General features: G+C 35.1%; 16 protein-coding genes and 2 tRNA genes. 8 read left to right on the top strand and 10 right to left on the bottom strand.

Going from position 1 to position 21537, the window contains the following annotated elements:
• Positions 1 to 12: 12 nt before the first annotated feature.
• From nadA to FLP_RS15930, 6 genes are all read right to left on the bottom strand, one after another.
• A complete protein-coding gene (gene nadA, locus FLP_RS15905; protein ID WP_065450508.1) occupies positions 13 to 945 on the bottom strand; it encodes a quinolinate synthase NadA in 933 nt (310 codons plus the stop codon).
• A gap of 570 nt (positions 946 to 1515) precedes the next feature.
• A tRNA-His gene (locus FLP_RS15910) sits at positions 1516 to 1589 on the bottom strand.
• Between the two features lie 329 nt (positions 1590 to 1918).
• A tRNA-His gene (locus FLP_RS15915) sits at positions 1919 to 1992 on the bottom strand.
• Positions 1993 to 2068: 76 nt separating this feature from the next.
• Positions 2069 to 2785: a bacillithiol biosynthesis deacetylase BshB1 gene (gene bshB1 / locus FLP_RS15920; protein ID WP_065450509.1), complete on the bottom strand. Its 717-nt coding sequence runs from the start codon at positions 2783 to 2785 to the stop codon at positions 2069 to 2071.
• Between the two features lie 88 nt (positions 2786 to 2873).
• Positions 2874 to 3941, bottom strand: coding sequence for a chorismate-binding protein (locus FLP_RS15925; protein WP_065450510.1), 1068 nt, complete (start codon positions 3939 to 3941; stop codon positions 2874 to 2876).
• A gap of 3 nt (positions 3942 to 3944) precedes the next feature.
• The gene (locus tag FLP_RS15930; protein WP_065450511.1) at positions 3945 to 4376 is read right to left on the bottom strand and encodes a PaaI family thioesterase; all 432 of its coding nucleotides are present in this window, start codon (positions 4374 to 4376) and stop codon (positions 3945 to 3947) included.
• Positions 4377 to 4619: 243 nt separating this feature from the next.
• On the opposite strand from FLP_RS15930, the gene FLP_RS15935 reads away from it, so the two are divergent.
• The 3 genes from FLP_RS15935 to purL all read left to right on the top strand — a co-directional run bounded on the left by FLP_RS15935 (position 4620) and on the right by purL (position 12193).
• Positions 4620 to 6137 carry a hypothetical protein gene (locus tag FLP_RS15935; RefSeq protein WP_065450659.1) on the top strand — a complete coding sequence of 506 codons (1518 nt, stop codon included), beginning with the start codon at positions 4620 to 4622 and terminating at the stop codon, positions 6135 to 6137.
• A 271-nt stretch (positions 6138 to 6408) separates the two neighbouring features.
• Positions 6409 to 8256 (top strand): endonuclease, encoded by a 1848-nt coding sequence (locus FLP_RS15940; protein ID WP_065450512.1) that lies wholly within the window; start codon positions 6409 to 6411, stop codon positions 8254 to 8256.
• A 283-nt stretch (positions 8257 to 8539) separates the two neighbouring features.
• A complete protein-coding gene (gene purL, locus FLP_RS15950) occupies positions 8540 to 12193 on the top strand; it encodes a phosphoribosylformylglycinamidine synthase (protein WP_065450514.1) in 3654 nt (1217 codons plus the stop codon).
• Between the two features lie 220 nt (positions 12194 to 12413).
• On the opposite strand, the gene hypE is transcribed toward purL, so the two are convergent.
• Genes hypE through FLP_RS15970 form a run of 4 tightly spaced genes read right to left on the bottom strand, consistent with a single transcriptional unit; the run spans position 12414 to position 14890 of the window.
• Positions 12414 to 13424, bottom strand: a complete 1011-nt coding sequence (gene hypE, locus FLP_RS15955) for a hydrogenase expression/formation protein HypE (RefSeq protein ID WP_065450515.1) — start codon at positions 13422 to 13424, stop codon at positions 12414 to 12416.
• 9 nt (positions 13425 to 13433) lie between these two features.
• The gene (locus tag FLP_RS15960; protein ID WP_065450516.1) at positions 13434 to 13670 is read right to left on the bottom strand and encodes a HypC/HybG/HupF family hydrogenase formation chaperone; all 237 of its coding nucleotides are present in this window, start codon (positions 13668 to 13670) and stop codon (positions 13434 to 13436) included.
• 3 nt (positions 13671 to 13673) lie between these two features.
• Positions 13674 to 14540: a hydrogenase nickel incorporation protein HypB gene (hypB, locus tag FLP_RS15965; RefSeq protein WP_065450517.1), complete on the bottom strand. Its 867-nt coding sequence runs from the start codon at positions 14538 to 14540 to the stop codon at positions 13674 to 13676.
• An 8-nt stretch (positions 14541 to 14548) separates the two neighbouring features.
• Positions 14549 to 14890, bottom strand: coding sequence for a hydrogenase maturation nickel metallochaperone HypA/HybF (locus tag FLP_RS15970; RefSeq protein WP_065450518.1), 342 nt, complete (start codon positions 14888 to 14890; stop codon positions 14549 to 14551).
• Positions 14891 to 15078: 188 nt separating this feature from the next.
• Here FLP_RS15970 and FLP_RS15975 point away from each other — a divergent pair, with 188 nt between their 5' ends.
• Genes FLP_RS15975 through hypF form a run of 5 tightly spaced genes read left to right on the top strand, consistent with a single transcriptional unit; the run spans position 15079 to position 21534 of the window.
• Positions 15079 to 16206: a hydrogenase small subunit gene (locus FLP_RS15975; protein ID WP_065450519.1), complete on the top strand. Its 1128-nt coding sequence runs from the start codon at positions 15079 to 15081 to the stop codon at positions 16204 to 16206.
• Between the two features lie 16 nt (positions 16207 to 16222).
• Positions 16223 to 17959, top strand: coding sequence for a nickel-dependent hydrogenase large subunit (locus tag FLP_RS15980; protein WP_065450520.1), 1737 nt, complete (start codon positions 16223 to 16225; stop codon positions 17957 to 17959).
• A gap of 10 nt (positions 17960 to 17969) precedes the next feature.
• Positions 17970 to 18719, top strand: coding sequence for a Ni/Fe-hydrogenase, b-type cytochrome subunit (gene cybH, locus FLP_RS15985; RefSeq protein WP_065450521.1), 750 nt, complete (start codon positions 17970 to 17972; stop codon positions 18717 to 18719).
• Positions 18720 to 18743: 24 nt separating this feature from the next.
• The gene (locus FLP_RS15990; RefSeq protein WP_083195891.1) at positions 18744 to 19256 is read left to right on the top strand and encodes a HyaD/HybD family hydrogenase maturation endopeptidase; all 513 of its coding nucleotides are present in this window, start codon (positions 18744 to 18746) and stop codon (positions 19254 to 19256) included.
• Positions 19257 to 19260: 4 nt separating this feature from the next.
• Entirely contained in the window at positions 19261 to 21534 is a 2274-nt protein-coding gene (gene hypF, locus FLP_RS15995) for a carbamoyltransferase HypF (RefSeq protein WP_165606686.1), read from the top strand.
• The last annotated feature ends 3 nt before the right edge of the window (positions 21535 to 21537 follow it).

Consider the following 21537-nt stretch of genomic DNA (forward strand, 5'->3'; position numbering starts at 1 on the left):
TTGACTTAGATGTTATGACAAATTGAGCATTCTGTTTATAGGTTTTATGGCTTCTAATCGTAATTCTTCATTGATAGTAATTTCCGGACCTTCATTTTTTAGACATAAATAAAGTTTTTCTAAAGTATTTACTTTCATATAAGCGCATTCACTGCAGGCACAAGTATTATCTTCGTGTGATGGCGCCGGAATTATCGTTTTTTGTGGTGCATCTTTTGATAGCTGATGCAGGATTCCAGCTTCTGTTGCTACAATAAAAGTCGTAGCCGCATCATTCTTGATAAAATTGAGCATTCCGGACGTTGATCCAATATAATGGGCTGTTTCGAGAATATGCCTTTCTGATTCAGGATGTGCTACAATTTTAGCAGTGGGATTTGCATTGTAAATTTCGATAAGCTTGTCTAATGAAAAAGCTTCATGAACAATGCACGAGCCATCCCAAAGTAGTAGTTCACGGTTTACAACCTTTTTTAGATACATTCCTAAATTTTTATCAGGAGCAAAAATTATTTCCTGCTCTTTAGGAATTGCTTCTATAATTTTTTTTGCATTTGACGAAGTACAAACCCAATCACTTAAAGCCTTTATTTCGGCCGAAGAATTAATATAAGTTACCACGACATGATTAGGATGAAGCTCTTTTAATTTCCTGAAATTGTGAGGATCACATCCATCAGCAAGAGAACATCCAGCATTGATGTCAGGCAAAAGCACTTTTTTATGCGGATTTATGATTTTTGCCGTTTCAGCCATAAAATATACTCCTGCAAAAACAATGATATCTGCGTTGGCAGAGGCTGCTTTTTTAGATAACTCAAGACTGTCCCCTACAAAGTCAGCAATGTCCTGTATTTCACTATCCTGATAATAATGAGCGAGGATAATCGCATTTTTTTCTTGTTTGAGTCGGTTTATTTCAGTAATTAAGAATGACTTATCCATACGGTTATTTTTTTCTTGATATTCTTAAAAATTATTTTTAAAATACCTGGATTATAGATTGTTTTATTTTTTTGGAGCTTGATTTACGTTGTAAAGATATTATGCCACTTAATTTTATTTCATGATTAAAATCATGAAAAATTACTTTTTAATTTAACATTTTAGAGTACTAAATTATTCCAGTCTTGATAATTTGACCGGTTTTTAAATTTGCAATACTTTAGGGAATTTTAGTAATTATACTTTTTTAGCCTTAATGCTAAATGTCGTAGAAACATTAAAAATCTTATTGTATAATTATTTTAACGCAAAGACCACAAAGGTTTTTCGCAGAGTTCACTAAGATTTAAGTTGTTTAGATAATCTAGGTTCGCAAAGCTTTTTTGAACTTAGTATTTTATAAAAGTTAAGAGTAAAGAACTTAGCATGCTCTGCGGTAGTTTTTTTTACTCTCTTTAAAGGTTTTGAAATTAATCAAGGATAATAGAAAGGAAGAGTAATTTAAGAAATAGATTTTTAAATTATAAGCACAAAAAAAGCCTTGAATTTCTTCAAGGCTTTAAATTTCCGGGTGGCTGACCGGGTTCGAACCGGCGACCCGCGGCACCACAAACCGCTACTCTAACCAACTGAGCTACAACCACCATTTTTCTTTGCGGATGCAAATATACAACAAAGGTTTGCTTCTCCAAAGAAAAAACGTTTGAAAACCGGAGATATCAAGTAAAAAAATGATTTTGATGAAGTAAAATGTTTTACAAGTTAAACCGTAATAACCAATAAATCATGACTTAAACATTGCTCTTCATTTGTGAAAAACAAAAAATAAATCCAAAAAAATTAAATCCAAAATTTCAAAATCTTTAGTTAATGAAATATTCACCATCCTGGAATTTGAAATTTTAAACAAAATTGAAATTTAACTTATAGGCACAAAAAAAGCCTTGAATTTCTTCAAGGCTTTAAATTTCTGGGTGGCTGACCGGGTTCGAACCGGCGACCCTCGGCACCACAAACCAATACTCTAACCAGCTGAGCTACAACCACCATTTTTCTTTGCGGTTGCAAATATACAACAAAGGTTTACTTCTCCAAAGAAAAAAATGAAAAATTTACACCAAAATCATATCAAATCTTCTAAGCTATTGACTGCCAAACACCTTTCAACAGTAAAACCTTCTGCAAAATCTTTACCAACTAACCTTCCTAAGTCCTGCGCACGATAATTTAGGCTTTCAAAAAAGTTTTTACTTGTAATAGGCGTTACAGGTTCGGTAGAATTTGGATCATAAAACTGAGTCTTATAAGCCATAACAGCTTCTATTTTTTTATTTTCGAAACCCGTAATATCAACCACAAAGTCCGGAGTAATATTTTTCCACTGAATATAATGGTATACTACTTTTGGTCTCCAGGCTTCCTGACTTGCGCCATCTATAGCTGTTTCAATTTTCATTAATCCTGATAAAAAGCAAGCATCAGAAACTAATTTGCTTCCTTTTCCATGATCAATATGACGATCATCGATTGCATTGCATAATACAATCTCTGGTTTGTATTTTCGAATCATTTTTATGACTTCAAGCTGATGCTTTTCATCGTTTACAAAAAAACCATCTCGTAAACCTAGATTTTCACGAACCAAAACCCCTAAAATCTTTGCTGCATCTTTTGCTTCCTGATCTCTGGTTTCAGCCGTACCGCGCGTTCCTAATTCACCGCGCGTTAAATCAACAATACCTACTTTTTTTCCAAGGGATATTTCTTTTAAAATTGTTCCTGCACATCCCAGTTCTACATCGTCAGGATGTGCGCCAAAGGCTAATATATCTAATTTCATTGTTTTTGTTTTTAGTCGCAGTTTACAGTCGCAGTATTCAGTCACAGCAAACCTGAAAACTGTGACTGCGACTGTAAACTTATTTTTTTTAAGCTATTCTCAATACTCTCTTCATCGTCATTGATTTATTCACGCTTTCCTCCCATTCTCTTTCAGGAATACTTTCTTTTGTAATTCCGCAGCCCATGTACAAAATGGCCTTATTTTCCTGAATTTGCATGCTACGTAAATTTACAAATAAATCAGAACTAATCTCGTTATTGGCAAAACTGCTGTTTAACTCACCCAGAAAACCGGTATAAAAAGTTCTGTCGTAATTTTCGTTTTCTATGATAAAGGCTTTTGCTTTTTTCTTTGGCAAACCACAAACTGCCGGAGTTGGATGCAAAGTATCTATCACTTCTTCAAGCGTCGAATTATCATTCAAAACTCCTGAAATATCCGTTTTAATGTGCCATATAGATCCCGCTCTAAGACTGTAAGGTTCTGTAACGTTAACCGAAGCAGCAACTTCCCGCAATCTTTTTACAATAAAATCAGTTACGTATTGTTGCTCGTCTTTTTCTTTTTGCTGCCAGAGAATTTCAGTTTCAGCGGTTGCTTTTTGAGTTCCTGCCAAAGCCGTAGTTGCAAAAACATTTCCGTTAGCTTTTAGTAATTGTTCCGGGGTTGCTCCCATCCAAAATCCAATTTTAGGATGAAAAAAGCAATACGAAAAAGTAGTAGGATACAATTCGATCAAATGCTGAAAAGTGGCTACAAAATCAAATTGTGCCAAATCAACCTTTTCGCTTCTGGACAAAACCACTTTTTTGAATTCTTCGTTTTTAATCGCTTCTATTCCTTTCGAAACTAAATCTTCGTATTGAATTTTAGCGGCTGCATCAAAACCTGAATCTTCAACTTCAACAACTTCAAAAGAAAGTTCTTCTTGCTCTGTTGTTATAACTTCAGATTCATTCTCCGGAATCAAAACCAATTGTTTTTCATCAAAAGAAGCAAAAACAAAACCTTTTTCTTTGTAATTAGAGATCGTATGCAAAGCGTCATTTTGCTGTAAAAGTCCAAAAATAGTTCTGGAATTAGGCTTAGAATACATTACAAAAGGCAAGTGCTTTTCGTAATGTTTTTTTATTTTAGAAAAAAAATCATTCATGTTCTATTCTGTTTTCTTTCTTTCTAAAACCATATTTGTCAACTTGCAAAGCGAAATCAGATTCCCGGCTTCATCAGTGATTTTAATTTCCCAAAGATGAATACTTCTTCCTTTATGAATGATTCTCGCCGTCCCGAAAACCCAGCCTTCACGGATGCTTTTTAAGTGATTGGCCGAAATTTCGATTCCGCGTACTTCCTGTTCTTTTGGATTGATGAAAAAAAATGATGCTGCACTGCCTACACTTTCTGCCAAAGCTACAGAAGCTCCTCCGTGCAAAAGTCCCATTGGTTGGTGAACGGAAGGATTTACCGGCATTCTAGCCGTTAAAAAATCCTCACCGGCATCTATATATTCTATTTTTAGCGTTTCCATTAGCGTGTTTTTAGAAAATTCATTGCAACGCACTAAAATCTGCTCTTTTGTATAATTCATTAAAATGGAATTTAAAATCGTAAAATTAAAGAAAAGAAGAGATACAAATTCGAAAATCGAATTCTAAATTAAAAATCAACTTCAAACGTGTAAGTTTTTTGTTATTTTTACAAAAATAATCGATATTAATCTTCGGCTAAAAAAGTAATGTTTTTTTGCCACAGATTACACAGATTATCACAGATTAAAAAAAAATATAAAATCCTTTTTAATCTTTTAAATCAGTGGCAAAAAAGAAAACAAATGCGTCAATACTTTATACTTTTTATTTTTGGAATCCTTATAACTTTCAGTTCTTGTCGCACTGATTTTGACACCGTTGCCAGTTCCGGAAATTTAAAATTTTCAAAAGACACTGTTTATCTGGATACAGTTTTTAAAAATATCGGCTCGGGCACTTACCAACTTAAGGTTTACAATACGAGTAAAGACGATATTTCGATTCCGACGATTCAACTTAAAAATGGTTTAAATTCTAAATACAGGATGACCGTTGACGGAATGAGCGGAAACAATGGCAAGATTTTTAAAGATATAACACTTTTAGCGAAAGACAGTTTGTATATTTTTATAGAAACCACCGCAGATATTACAGATGCAAATCCGACTGATTTTTTGTACACAGATCAAATTTTGTTTGACAGCGGTGCCAACCTTCAACAAGTTGCTTTGGTTACCTTAATTCAGGATGCTGTTTTTTTATATCCAAAACAAAATGCTGACGGAACCAAAGAAAAAATCGTAATAGACGGCAAACCTGTTGATGGTTTTTATTTGGATGAAAATGACGCTGCAAACGGAAACGAATTGCTTTTCACCAATCAGAAGCCCTATGTCGTTTATGGTTTTGCAGGCATTCCTCAAAATAAAACCGTAACATTTCAAGCTGGCGCAAGAGTCTTTTTTCATGCCAATTCAGGACTTTATGTTGATAACAAAGCATCATTACAAGTAAATGGAGCGGTATCTACTACCAATAAATTAGAACAAGAGGTTATTTTTGAAGGAGATCGATTAGAATCTCTTTACGATGACATTCCCGGGCAATGGAACTCGGTTATTTTAGCTAGTGGAAGTAAAAATCATTCAATCAATCATCTTACTTTAAAAAATGCTATTACAGGTTTAAATATAAAGAGTCCTGATAATAGCACTACAATTGACATCAAAAATACCCAAATATACAATTGTGCCGAATACGGAATCTTAGCACAAAACGCATACATTAACGGAGAAAACATCGTCATTAATTATGCTGGCTTAGCGAGTTTATCTTGTGTTTATGGCGGAAATTATGTTTTCACGCATTGTACTTTTAATAACAACTGGCAAAACTCATCACATTTTGCAGTTAACCTCAGCAACAATTTGGCTGGATTAACCCCTGCAGCAAATCCTTTAACGCAGGCGACTTTCAATAATTGTATTATTTACGGATCAAGTACAAACGAATTCAATTTGAATAAAAACACAACTGCAGCATTTATCTACCAACTCAATAATTGCCTGTTGAAGTTCAGCAGCTCAAGTACCAATCCTGATTATCAGTTTAAAACCGACACAGAACACTATAATCACATTATCTTAAATGAAAATCCGAAGTTTTATAATGTTTCACAAAATAAGTTTAATATTGATACTACTTCTCCCGCTTTCGCGAAAGGGAACCAGGCGTATCTAATTCCGTTGGATATTCTGGGGAAAACCAGAACTTCTCCGCCCGATTTAGGCGCATATCAGAGTGCTGTATTTCCTAAATAAGATTTTGCCGCAAAAGCACTAATTTTTTTAAAAGGTAACTTTTTAAACGTACTGTTTGTCATTTCTCGTTCCTAGAAATGACAAACAGTACGTGAAAAACTTTGCGCCTTAGCGTCTTGGTGGCAAGAAAAAAAAAACAACAGTAAGAAAATTTTTCTAAAATTAAAGATCACTTAACGTAGCGTATTTCAAAAAGTAGTAAATTTGATACAATTAATATATTGAGGATATTCAACATCAATTTATTAGCACCAAATCTTAACCACTTTTTATGAAAAAAAACTACTTTTTATTCTTACTGATGTTTACTGCTGTTGGTTTTTCCCAAATTCCAGCCGGTTATTATGATACCGCAACAGGAACAGGCTACACATTAAAAACGCAATTGTATAATATTATAAAAGGCCATACTGACAATGGCTATGGTGGTTTATATACCACTTATGCAACATCGGACATTGATAACTTTTATGAAAATGACGGAACAGTTTTAGACATGTATTCTGAAAATCCTGCCGGAAATGACCCCTACACTTACAGTATTGCTACAACACAAAGATGTGGCAGCTATACAAACGAAGGTGATTGCTACAATAGAGAACATATTATTCCGCAATCTGTATTTGATGAAAAAGCCCCAATGGTTTCTGATGCGCATTTTATTACACCAACGGATGGAAAAGTAAATGGTGTTCGCTCTAATTATCCTCATTCTGTTGTAGTTGCACCAACTGAAACAAGTCTTAATGGAAGCAAATTAGGCCCAAGTACTACCGCTGGTTATTCAGGCCCCGTTTTTGAACCTATTGATGAATTTAAGGGTGATATTGCCCGAATGTATTTTTATTTTGCAACACGATATGAGAATACAGTAGCAGGATATTCGTATCCTATGTTTAACGGAACGGCTAACAAGGTATTCACTCCGGCATTTTTAAGTCAGTTGATTGCGTGGCACAATCAGGATCCAGTAAACGCAAGAGAAATTGCGAGAAACAATGCTATTTATGCGCGCCAAAACAATCGCAATCCATACATCGATCATCCTGAATATGTAGCAGCTGTCTGGACAACCGAAGCAGATGATACTACTCCGCCAAATCCTGCATCAAATTTAACTGTTACAGCAAGCACTACAAGTACGGTTAGCTTAAGCTGGTCAGCCGCTACAGATAATGTTGGAATTGCCAGCTATGCTGTTTATATAAACAATGTTTTTAAACAAAATGAAACAGGAACAACCGCCACCATTAGCGGCTTAACAGCATCGACAACGTATTCATTTTATGTGATTGCAAAAGATACTTCAAACAATTTATCACTGGCAACTACTCCTGTTGACGGAACTACGACTGCAGCTACAGGCGGCGGACCAATCGCTAATGAAATTTTCTTTTCAGAATATGTTGAAGGATCAGGAAACAATAAATTTTTAGAAATTTCAAATTTTACAGGAAGTACAGTAGATTTAACGCAGTATACAATTAAAAAACAAATTAATGGTGCAGGCGCATGGACTTCTACCGCCGGACTGGCACTTACAGGTACACTTGCGCAGGGAGCTTCGTATGTAATAGCTTACAGTCAGGGGCTAACAACCTGCTTTAATCCGGCAAATGCAAATCTGTCAAGCGGTGCTACAGAATTGCAATTTAATGGAAATGATCCTATTGGATTATTCAAAAATGATGTTTTAATTGACATTATTGGTACACTTGGCAATACAGCGAATTTTTCTATTGATGAAACTTTAAGAAGAAAACCAACTATTTCGTCTCCAAATACTACCTTCAATAAAACTGCTGAATGGGATGTATATCCAAAAGACAAATGTGATGGATTAGGAAGTCATTCACTTGCAAATCTTAGTGTTGGAGATTTTGATTTTAATGATGTTTCTCTTTATCCAAATCCTTCAAATGGTCATTTTACTATTCAGCTAAAAGATTCTAATGAAGCATCCAATATCGAAATTGTCTCCATCTTAGGACAAAAGGTATTTACAAAACAAAACAGTACTGCTTCGCTTGTAACGATAAATAATATTCCAAAAGGAATTTACATTGTTCATATTACACAAGGTTCAAAAACCAGCAGTAAAAAAATTATAATCAACTAATAACGAGTGCTTACTAAAAAGTAAAAAGCGGCAATATTTGCCGCTTTTTTTATTTTTTTTACGACAATGACAACAAGTTTACTTCTGCCACGAAGACACAAAGGCACAAATCTATTCTCATTTTTGCTATTGCTACAAACAGTACGATTACTCATTACTTTTACTAATTTTTTGTGCCTTTGTGTCTTTGTGGCAAAAAGTTCAAAAGACTTTGTTTTCAAATTTGCGCTTGCTATTTATTTACACTAAATTTGCACCTCAATACAACAAACTACACAAAACAATGATCCATTTCTTTGAAAACCAAAGCAAAACTGTTTTTGCCGTACAAACGCAAAACGAAATTTCGGCTCAAGACATTTCAAAATTAAACTGGCTTTTTGCCAACTCCAATAAGATCGAAAAATCCGCCTTGACGGATTTTTTTGTTGGTCCCCGCGCCACTATGATCACACCGTGGAGTACAAATGCTGTAGAAATTACTCAAAATATGGGTATTCCGGGCATCATCAGAATTGAAGAATTTCATCCTGCAACGGCTGACTTCACAGATTTTGATCCGATGCTTTTCCAAAAATTTAATCAATTAGATCAGGAAATTTTCACGATTAATGTTCAGCCAGAACCAATTTTGGAAATCGATGATATTGCAACTTACAATAAAGTGGAAGGTTTAGCTTTAAGCCAGGAAGAAGTAGATTACTTAGACAATCTTGCTGTAAAACTGGGAAGAAAGTTAACGGATTCTGAAATCTTTGCTTTTTCACAAGCGAATTCAGAGCACTGTCGTCACAAAATCTTCAACGGAACTTTTGTTATTGATGGCGAAGAAAAAGAAACTTCACTTTTCAAATTAATCAAAAAAACATCACAGGAAAACCCTAACGATATCGTGTCTGCTTACAAAGACAACGTTGCTTTTGTAAAAGGACCAAAATTGCAGCAGTTTGCACCTAAAACAGCTGACAAACCAGATTATTACGAGATAAAGGAATTTGATTCGGTTTTATCTTTAAAAGCAGAAACACACAATTTCCCAACAACAGTTGAGCCTTTCAATGGAGCAGCAACAGGTTCAGGAGGAGAAATTCGTGACCGTTTAGCAGGAGGACAAGGTTCATTGCCATTAGCAGGAACTGCAGTTTACATGACTTCATACTCTCGTTTGAACGACGACAGGAAATGGGAAAATGCAGTTGAAGAAAGAAAATGGTTGTACCAAACTCCAATGGATATTTTGATCAAAGCTTCAAACGGAGCTTCTGATTTTGGAAATAAATTTGGTCAGCCGCTTATTACAGGTTCCGTTTTAACTTTTGAACATTCAGAAAACGACCGTAAAATTGGTTACGACAAAGTAATCATGCAGGCGGGTGGAATTGGTTACGGAAAACTAGATCAGGCAATCAAAAAGAAACCACAAGAAGGCGATAAAATCGTAATCTTAGGTGGAGAAAATTATAGAATCGGAATGGGTGGCGCTGCGGTTTCGTCTGCAGATACAGGAGCTTTTGGTTCAGGAATCGAATTAAATGCGATTCAGCGTTCAAACCCTGAAATGCAAAAACGTGCTGCTAACGCGATTCGCGGATTAGTAGAAAGCGATCACAATCCGATTGTTTCTATTCACGATCACGGAGCTGGAGGACACTTAAACTGTCTTTCTGAATTAGTGGAAGAAACTGGTGGTTTAATCGATTTGGATAAATTACCGGTTGGAGATCCAACGCTGTCTGCAAAAGAAATTATTGGTAACGAATCTCAGGAAAGAATGGGATTGGTTATTGGTCAAAAAGATATTGATACTTTACAAAGAATTGCCGACAGAGAGCGTTCGCCAATGTATCAGGTCGGAGATGTAACAGGAGATCACCGTTTTACTTTTCAATCGCAATCAAATGGTTCAAAACCGATGGATTATGCTTTAGAAGATTTCTTCGGAAGTTCTCCGAAAACGGTTATGACAGATAAAACGATCGATAGAAAATATGCTGCTGTTTCTTATGACAACGCAAATTTTGAATCATATTTAAAAGACGTTTTACGTTTAGAAGCAGTTGCATCAAAAGACTGGTTAACAAATAAAGTGGACCGTTGTGTTGGTGGAAAAGTTGCCAAACAACAATGTGCAGGACCTTTGCAATTGCCTTTGAATAATGTTGGAGTTATGGCACTGGATTATTTAGGAAAAGAAGGAATTGCAACTTCTATTGGCCACGCCCCTATCGCTGCTTTGATTGATCCGGTTGCTGGTAGTAGAAATGCTATTGCAGAATCGTTATCAAACATTGTTTGGGCGCCAATTAAAGATGGATTGAAAGGAATTTCATTATCTGCCAACTGGATGTGGGCTTGTAAAAACGAAGGTGAAGACGCTCGTTTGTACGCTGCTGTTGAAGGTTGTTCAGAATTTGCAATTGAATTGGGAATCAACATTCCGACAGGAAAAGATTCACTTTCGATGAAACAAAAATATCCAAACGACGAAGTAATCGCGCCGGGAACGGTTATTATTTCGGCTGGAGGAAACTGTACGGATATCAGAAAAGTAGTTGAACCTGTTTTACAAAAAGACGGAGATTCAATTTATTATATCAATTTGTCTCAGGATGATTTCAAATTAGGAGGTTCTTCTTTTGCACAAATTAGAAATACAATCGGAAACGAAACTTCTACTATAAAAGATGCTTCTTTCTTCAAAAATGCTTTTAATACGATTCAGGAATTAATCGGCGAAAGCCAAATTTTAGCAGGTCACGATATCGGAAGCGGTGGATTGATTACTACTTTATTAGAATTGTGTTTTGCTGATGTAAACTTGGGAGCAAAAATTGATTTCAGCGCTTTCGCAGAAAAAGATTTATTGAAAATCCTTTTCGCAGAAAACATCGGAATCGTTTTCCAGGCAAAAGAAGATGCAGCTGTTGAAACTAAGTTAAAAGCTAATAACATAGAATTCTTCAAGTTAGGAAAAGCGACAACGACAGAGACTTTAGACCTTGGACTTTGGACTTTAGACATTCCTGCATACAGAGACGTGTGGTTTGAAACTTCTTATTTATTAGATCAAAAACAATCTAAAAACGGAACGGCTAAAGCACGTTTTGAAAACTATAAAAATCAGGCTTTAAATTACACTTTCCCAACTCATTTTACTGGTAAAGCGCCTGTAATTGATGCTTCAAAACCAAGACCAAAAGCGGCTATTATTCGCGAAAAAGGAAGTAATTCTGAGCGTGAAATGGCAAATGCAATGTATTTAGCTGGTTTCGACGTAAAAGACGTTCACATGACAGATTTAATTTCTGGTCGTGAAACTTTGGAAGATATTCAATTTATTGGAGCTGTTGGGGGATTCTCTAACTCTGATGTTTTAGGTTCTGCAAAAGGTTGGGCCGGAGCTTTCTTATATAACGAAAAAGCAAAAACAGCATTGGATAATTTCTTCAAAAGAGAAGATACTTTATCTGTTGGAATCTGTAACGGTTGTCAATTGTTTATGGAATTAGAAGTAATTAATCCAGAGCATGAAGTTCACGGAAAAATGCTTCACAACGATAGCAACAAACACGAAAGTATTTTTACTTCTGTAAAAGTTCAGGAAAACAATTCGGTTATGTTATCGACTTTGGCTGGAACTACTTTAGGAGTTTGGGTTTCTCACGGAGAAGGTAAATTCAATTTACCAATGGGTGAAGAAAACTACAACATTGTTTCTAAATATGCTTACGAAGGATATCCTGCAAACCCAAATGGTTCTCATTATGACGTAGCGATGATGTGTGATAAAACAGGAAGACATTTGGTTACGATGCCTCATATTGAGCGTTCAACTTTCCAATGGAACTGGGCACATTATCCAAAAGACAGAAATGACGAGTTTACACCTTGGCACGAAGCTTTTATCAACGCCAGAAAATGGATTGAGAAAAACTAAAATATTTCTTTTACTAAAAACGCTCGAAATTTATCGAGCGTTTTTTTTTCTTTCACCACAAATTACACAAATTTTCTCAAATTATTAATTTGTAATCTTAAAAAATAGCCACGGATTAAATGATTAAAATGATTTTAAAGTTCTTCATTTGTTTGCCATTAGTACACAACAATTAAAAAATAATTCGCGGAAATTCGTGAAATTCGTGGCAAAAAAATGATTAACAAATTCGCGGCAACTGTTCTCCAACCAAAGGATTGACCACTCTTTTACCTCCAAAAGTACTTTCGATAATTATTTTTGATGGATGTTCATCTGTAACAAAACCAATAGCTGATGCATTTGAATTTACTTTTTGTAAAACAGCAAGTACCTCATCTTTAATTTCAGGAGCTGCAACGCAAACAAAGATTCCTTCATTGGCCACATACAACGGATCTAAACCTAATAATTCGCAGGCACTTTTTACCTGATTTTCTACTTGTATATCTTCCTGAAAAAGTGAAATCCCTAAATTGATCTCAGTTGCTATTTCATGCAAAACAGAAGCTAATCCGCCACGTGTTGCATCTCTTAGAAAATGAATTTTGTCTCCAAATAGTTCTATCAAATCAATAACTATATGATTTAGATTGGTTGTATCGCTCAAAATATCGCTTTCAAACTCTAATCCTTCACGTTCAGACATAATCGCCATTCCGTGTGACGCTATTGGTCCGTTGATGATGATAACATCATTTTCCTGAATATTTTGAGTTTTAATGCTGGCCTTTTCATGAACAATACCAATTCCGGAAGTATTGATATAAATTTGATCGCCTTTTCCTCTTTCGACAACTTTAGTATCTCCGGTAACAATTTGAACATTAGCTTTATCAGCCGCTTCCCTAATCGACTTGATAATTTGAGTAAACTCCTCTAAACCAAAACCCTCTTCTATAATTAGGGCTAATGAAAGATATTTAGGAATTGCTCCACACATCGAAAGATCATTTACCGTTCCGTTTACTGCAAGTTCACCAATATTACCTCCTTTAAAGAACACTGGAGAAACCACATAACTATCTGTGGAGAAAGCCAAATTTCCCTTCATATTTAAAAACGCACCGTCATGACGTACTTCTAAAATATCATTTTTTAAGATTTTAAAAATTACTTCATTAAGCAATTGAGTCATATGTTCACCACCACTACCGTGATGTAAATGAATCACTTCAGTCTTTTTATTCATGTTTTAAAATTAAATCTCCTCGCCCATTTGTTTTAAAACCTCCATAGTCTTTTTGGCTTCAGCCTCATCAATAATGCCGATGGCTGCACCTACATGAACCAAAAGATAGTCGCCCACTTTGGCTTCAGGAACGAGAGCCAAATTGACTTCTTTTATTATACCTTCAAAAGAAACATTTCCAATTCTGAAAGTTTCATCCAATTCTATTGTCACTTTTTCAAGTCGTCCCGGAATTGCTAAGCACATAAGTTATTGTTTTATAGAGTTTGCCAAATAATCGTACCAGGCTTGTAAACCTTCGCCCGAAGTTGCAGAAACTTCAAAAAAGGTCAAATGCGGATTTACTTTTTTTGCGTATTCTTTTAATTTTTGTAAATCAAACTTTAAATAGGGAAGCAAGTCAATTTTGTTGATAATACAAATTTGCGAACCTGAAAACATATCAGGATATTTGAGCGGTTTGTCTTCACCTTCTGTAACGGATATAATTACAATTCGTTTTAATTCGCCTAAATCAAACATGGCCGGGCAAACCAAATTTCCAACATTTTCAATCATTAAAATCGAATCCGCAACAGGTTTTAGTTCTTTGACAGCGCGTGAAATCATTTCGCTGTCCAGATGACATCCTTTTCCGGTATTGATCTGGATTACGGGAACATTTAATTTATGAATTCTGTCGGCATCATTAGTTGTTTGCTGATCTCCTTCGATTACAGAAAAAGCCATCTTATCTTTCAAATCTGCTATTGTTCGTTCTAGTAAAGAGGTTTTTCCAGACCCCGGTGAACTTACTAAATTGACAGAGAAAATATTGAGAGCTTCAAAAAAACCTCTGTTTCTTTCTGCTGTTAATTGATTTTTATACAATATATCTTTCTCTAGCTGTACAATATTTATTTCGTGCGAGTGACTGTGCGAATGATCATTACTATGGTGATGATCGTGGTCATCATGGTCGTGATCGTGATCGTAATGGTGTTCGTGGTGATGATCTTCATGACTATGTTGATCATGATAATGGTAATGACCTGAATGAGAATGAAGTTGTTTGTCTCCTATTTTAGTAAATCTTATTTCGTTTTCATCAGAACTACAGCCGCAAGTGGTACACATAACTATCCTTAATTAATGATTATTTTTTTGATTTTTAATTCTTTCCCTGCAATAATTTCTTTAAAAGGACTATCGCAATTGGGGCAGCTGTCAAAACTTTTATCAATATGAAATTCCGTTTCACATTCTGCACATTTGGCTTTTCCTACTGGTTCTTCAATAAATAATTTAGTATCACTTAGAACGCTTCCCTCAATACATTGTGGCCAAACAAAATAAAAAGAATCCATTTCTACACCGGCTAATTTTCCGATTTCTAAGTAAAGTTCAAGTGCCTTTTTACCATTTATTTTATTTACTTCTTGTTGAACGATCTTCACAATTGAAGTAACTACAGAAAGTTCGTGCATCTTTTTTTTATTTCTAAAAGATTTTTAATCCAGCAAATTACATTTAAATAAACCACGTAAAAACTGACAATTATCACATTTAAATCCTAAACGTTTGAATAGTTTTGTAATCCACGAAATCAAAATTTTGATATAAATAATACATTCTTTTTCAAAATAACTTACAGCATTCTTAAAATACAATGAGTATGGAGGATAAAAACAAAGTCTATGAAACCTACTATAACAGTATCGAAAGACAAGGTTATAGCAGAAGGGATTTTTTAAAATTTGTTGCTTACATAGGAGCTTATATGGGGGTTCAAAGTTCTGCAATTGGTCAAATTACTAAAGCTTTAGAAAACACTCCCCGACTGCCCGTTATTTGGGAACACTTTCAGGAATGTACTTGTTGTAGTGAATCATTTATCCGTTCTGACCATCCTATTGTTGCAGATATCATTTTAGACAAGATTTCATTAGATTATACTTTGACACTTATGGCAGCTTCCGGTCATCAGGCCGAAGCGGCTAAAAAAGCCACTATGGAGAAATACAAAGGAGAATATATTCTTTGTGTTGAAGGTTCAATCCCAATGGGCGCTGACGGAAATTATTGTTGTATTGGAGGAAGAAGTGCCATAGATATCCTTAAAGAATCTGCTGCAGATGCAAAAGCTATAATTGCCTGGGGAAGCTGTGCCACATCTGGTTGCATACAAGCAGCGAAGCCAAATCCTACAGGTGCTGTGCCAATTCATAAAATAATTACAGATAAACCTATTATAAATGTTCCGGGGTGCCCGCCAATAGGCGAAGTTATGGCCGGAATTATTGTGCATATCGTCGCATTCGGAAAATTCCCTGAATTAGATAGTGCAGGTCGTCCAAAAGCCTTTTATTCTAAAAGAGTTCATGATAGCTGTTACAGAAGACCCTATTTTGATGCGGGATTATTTGCAGACAATTTTGATGACGAAAATGCTAAAAAAGGATATTGTTTGTATAAAGTAGGCTGTAAAGGGCCAAGCACATACAATGCCTGTGGCAACATGAAATGGAATGGCGGTGTAAGTTATCCTATTCAGTCCGGACATGGCTGTATTGGCTGTAGTGCCAATGATTTTTGGGACGCAGGAAGTTTTTATTCGAGAGATTCCTCTATAACTCCGGGTAATATCGAAGCAAATGCAGATACGCTGGGTAAAATTGCTCTTGGAGGCGTTGCTGCGGGTATCGGAGTTCATGCCGTTCTATCGAATATATCTAAAAAAGAAGAACTCAATCACAGAATAAATCAGGGAACTGAAAACGAGAAACATCTGGAAGATTTATAATCCATAAAAAAATAAAATGGCAGAAAGAATAGTTGTTGACCCGATTACAAGAATAGAAGGACATTTAAGAGCCGAAGTAGAAATCTCAGATGGTACTATACAAGAGGCTTTTTTATCTTCTACAATGGTAAGAGGTCTGGAAAATATTGTAAAAGACAGAAATCCTAAAGATGTTTGGGCTTTTGTGCAAAGAACTTGCGGTGTATGTACTTCGACTCACGCTACAGCCTCTATCAGATCGGTAGAAGATGCACTTGGGATTGTTGTGCCACCCAATGCCGAGATTGTTAGAAACATTATGCTTGGTGCTTTATACCTGCACGATCATGTTGTTCATTTTTATCACTTACACGCTTTTGACTGGGTTGATGTTATTAGCGGCTTAAATGCTGATCCGGTAAAAACTTCTCAATTGGCACAATCAATCTCAAATTGGCCAAAAAGTTCACCTGGTTACTTCTCTGACCTTCAAACAAGATTGAAAAAATTTGTTGCCAGTGGGCAATTAGGAATTTTTGCCAATGGTTATTGGGGACATCCACAAATGAAATTGCCACCTGAAGCGAACTTAATGGCTACAGCTCATTATCTGGAAGCGCTTGAATGGCAAAAAGAAATCGTGAAAGTTCATGCCATTTTTGGAGGCAAAAATCCACATCCTAACTTTTTGGTTGGCGGAATGGCATGCTCCATAAACCTGGACGATGCAAGCGGATTGAATGCCGAAAGACTGGCTTTTGTAAGACAGCTTCTTGAAGATGGAAAAAAATTCGTAGAACAAGTTTATCTTCCGGATGTACTTACAATTGCAGGTTATTATAAAGATTGGGGAGCGATTGGTGGCTTTCATAATTTTATGACTTTTGGGGATTTTCCAACACAGGGATATAATAATACCAACATGAATACCTTCAAATTTCCGTCAGGCGTGATTTTGAATAAAGATTTAACAAAAGTTCATGATCTAGATCTAAGAGATTTAAAAACCGTAGAAGAATATGTTAACAATTCATGGTATGATTATGAAGGAGATGGAAATGCCGGAAAACATCCTTGGAGCGGAGAAACTAAAATAAACTATACAGGACCAAAACCGCCTTATACGCATTTGAATGTTGATGAAAAATACAGTTTCATAAAAACACCAAGATGGAAAGGTCATGCTATGGAAGTTGGCCCGTTGGCAAGAATGCTGGTAGGATATGCATCCGGAAGAGAAGAATTTAAAGAAATCGTTGATGCTGCCTTATCAAAATTACAAGTTCCTGCCGGGGCTTTATTTTCAACCTTAGGCAGAACAGCGGCCAGAGCTCTGGAATCTCAATTGGTTGCCAATTGGAATCTGGAATTTTTCGATAACCTAATTGAAAATATTAAAAAGGGTGATACCAAAATGGCCAATACAGAAAAATGGGAAACCTCGACCTGGCCAAAAGAATCTCAGGGAGTTGGTCTTGTTGAAGCACCAAGAGGAGCTTTAAGTCACTGGATTGTAATAAAAGATGCCAAAGTAGCGAACTATCAACAAGTCGTTCCTTCGACATGGAATGCGTCTCCAAGAGATCCTAAAGGACAAAGATCGCCTTATGAGAGCAGTTTACTGAATACACCAATCGCAAATCCGGAATTACCATTAGAAATTATCAGAACCATACATTCATTTGATCCTTGTATTGCTTGTGCTGTGCATTTATACGATGAAAAAGGCGATATCATTAAAGAAGTAAACGACATTTCTATTTGCACGATTTAAATTTTCCAGCATGTCTACAAAAACTAATGACTATAAAAGAGCTTATATCTGGCAATTACCCATAAGAATATTTCATTGGGTAAATGCATGGGCGATAACAGGATTGGTTATAACAGGATTTATTATTGGCAATCCGCCGGGAATTATTTCTACGAAGGAAGCAACAGGTCAATTTTGGTTTGGTTACATCCGTGAAATTCATTTTATGTGTGCTTATTTGTTAGTCGCAGTTATGATTTTGAGGGTTTATTTTGCTTTTAAAGGTAATAAATATGCTAATTGGCGTGTATTCTTTCCCTTCAAAAAAGAAGGTTTCAAAAGGATGTGGCACGTCATCAAGTTTGATATTTTTTTACAAAACGAGCATTATAATGGTTCTCCTTCCGGTGCTGTAGGCCATAATAGTGTAGCGGCAGCCTCTTATTTGGCAATGTTCATTATGGGACTTATTATGATCGGGACAGGATTTGCTATGTACGCTCCTACTTCGACCTGGTTTTTTCCTAAAATGTTTGGTTGGGTGACCAATTTAGCCGGAGGGGATTTTAATGTTAGAACCATTCATCATTTTACAACATGGACTTTTATTTTATTTGCCATAATACATATTTATCTGGTATTCTTTCATGACTGGCTGGAAGGTTTGGGGGAAACATCTGCAATGGTAAGCGGTTATAAATTTGTGAGAACAGAAAGAATTAAAAAAGATGCAGATGCAACAAAAGAACCTGTTACAACAGAAATAGTAAATAAAGATTGAGTTTAAAATAAAATACAGAAATAAATGCAAGAAGAAATTATGACAAGAAAACTAGATGCTTTTCATTCTGATGGAAATGAAGTTTTAGTACTTGGAATTGGTAATTATTTGATGGGTGATGAAGGTGTTGGCGTACATTTTATAAACAGAATCGATAAAACCTTATTTCCGGAAGACACCTCTTTTATTGATGGCGGAACAGGCGGTTTCACATTAATCCCCTATATCGAAAATCATAGAAAAGTAATTATTGTTGATGCAACGATGGACAATAAGGAAGAAGGAACCATTACACTTTTGAAACCGCGTTTTTCTGATGACTTCCCTATTTCGTTAAGCGGACATAACTTTGGCTTAAAAGACATGGTTGAGATCTTGTCTATGCTGGATACTATGCCGGAAATTTATTTATACACCATTACCATTTTAAAAATGGAACCCATGTCTATGAAGCTTTCGCCAAAGGTAGATGCTGCCATAGAAAAAGTGACAACACAGATTGTCCAGCAAATAGAAAATTTTAAAATTAATACTTAGTTCCTTGAAACCTTCATTTCAAATAATAATTTCAGGCAGTGTACAAGGCGTTGGCTTTCGGCCTTTTGTATATAATTTGGCCATTAAACTAAATTTAAAAGGTTATGTTTCTAATAATGAATTTGGAGTAGTAATAGTACTGCAGGAAAATGAAAAAACTGCAACTGATTTTTTAAACGAAATAAAAAGAAAACATCCAAAAAATGCAAAAATAAACGGTATTCAAATTTCAGAAGTTGTATTACAAGAAAAATTTGATTCCTTTTTTATAAAACCAACAGAGAAAAACATCTGTATTAATTCGCCTTTGACCCCTGATTTTGCTATATGCAAAAATTGCAAAGAAGAAATTTTAGATCCTCAAAACAGCCGCTTCTACTATCCTTTTATCAGTTGCACATCCTGTGGGCCAAGATATGCTATTGCTAAAAAATTTCCTTTTGAAAGGGAAAATACCAGTATGAATGAATTTAAAATGTGTGATTCCTGTCTTGAAGAATACAACAATCCTGCAGATAGACGTTTTCACTCACAAACCAACTCCTGTCCGGATTGTGGGGTTCAGGTTTCATTTACAGATAATACCGGAGCTATTATTTCAGGTTCGAATAAGGAAATTTTCGAAAACATTTCAGAAAAATTAAGTAAAGGAAAAATCATTGCCGTAAAAAACACTTCGGGTTATTTACTGCTTTGTGATGCTACAAATTCCGAAGCTGTTCAGGAATTACGAAACAGAAAAAAACGTTTGACAAAACCTTTCGCCGTTCTGTTTCCAGATGCAAAACAGATTGAAAATTATTTGTTTTGTCATAAAACAGAGAAGAATTTACTTAAATCTACTCAGGCACCAATTGTAATTTTAACCCTAAAAAAGCAAATCGACTTAGCGATAGATCAAATAGCTCCAAACATGAAAACCATTGGAGTGATGCTTCCCAATTCTGGAGTTTTACATTTAATTTCTAATTTATTTCAAAAACCACTAATAGCTACCAGTGGAAATTTTAACGGGTCATCTATTTTTTCAGATGAAAACGAGGCTGTAAAAACATTGAATCCTATAGCAGATTATTATTTTCATCATGATCTTGAAATTCAAAATTCTCAGGATGACTCGGTAATTAAATTTTCGCGAAAAAATAAGCAAAAAATTATCCTGCGTCATGCAAGAGGTTTTGCTCCCAATATTGATTTTTCTATTTTACAAAACAATCCTGAACAATTACTTTGTTTAGGTGCAACTTTAAAAAACACCATCACTATTACTACCCATAATCAGGTTTACATGAGTGAGTATATTGGTGATTTACTCAATTTTGACACCTACAATAGATTTGAAAGAAAAATAAAAAATTACGAACATTTTTTTGATTTTTCTCCAAAAAAAGTGGTTTGCGACCAGCATCCTAATTATGAAAATAACAACATAATAACCTCATTTGTAAATAAGGATAAAACTGTAGCCACCATAAAAGTTCAGCATCATGAAGCTCACTTTGCAGCTATTTTGAGCGAAAAAAAACTTTGGAAAAGATCTAAAGTACTAGGGGTAGTTTGGGATGGATCCGGATTTGGAAGTGATACGGAAATATTTGGGGGTGAATTTTTTGAATACGATCATAACAGCATAAACAGAATTGGACATTTGGAATATTTTCCCTGGATTTTAGGGGATCAAATGGCTAAAAATCCTAAAATGGCTGCCCTGTCTATAAGTAAAAGCAGTAGCTACTTTCAATCTTTTTTTAATAAAAATGAATTAAAAATTTATTCTAAATATATCAAAAACAGCACGATAAAAACGTCTTCAATGGGAAGATTAATTGATGCAGTTGCTTTTACATTGGGATTTAAGGATTCTATTTTATTTGAAGCGGAAGCCGGAATGTATTTAGAAAACTTAGCCCAGCAAGCTTTTAATAAATCAGAATTAAAATTAAAGGATTATTTAAAAGATGAAAAAATAACGAATTTAATTCCTGCAAAAAAACTTCTTTTACAAGTTGCTAAAGAAGTTCAGCATAACAAAGATTTAGAAATAATCGCTTTAAACTTTCATTTTACGTTGGTGAAATGTATCGAAAAAGTCGCCTGTTTTTCAAAATCAAAAGAAATAGCTTTTAGCGGAGGTGTTTTTCAAAACTCAATACTTATCGATTTAATTATTGATCATCTCAAACCTAAATTCAAATTACATTTTCATGAAACACTTTCACCAAACGACGAAAATATTTCTTTTGGACAACTCAATCATTATTTACATTTAAAAAAATAAGCT

The organism is Flavobacterium piscis, assembly GCF_001686925.1.
Lineage (GTDB): Bacteria > Bacteroidota > Bacteroidia > Flavobacteriales > Flavobacteriaceae > Flavobacterium > Flavobacterium piscis.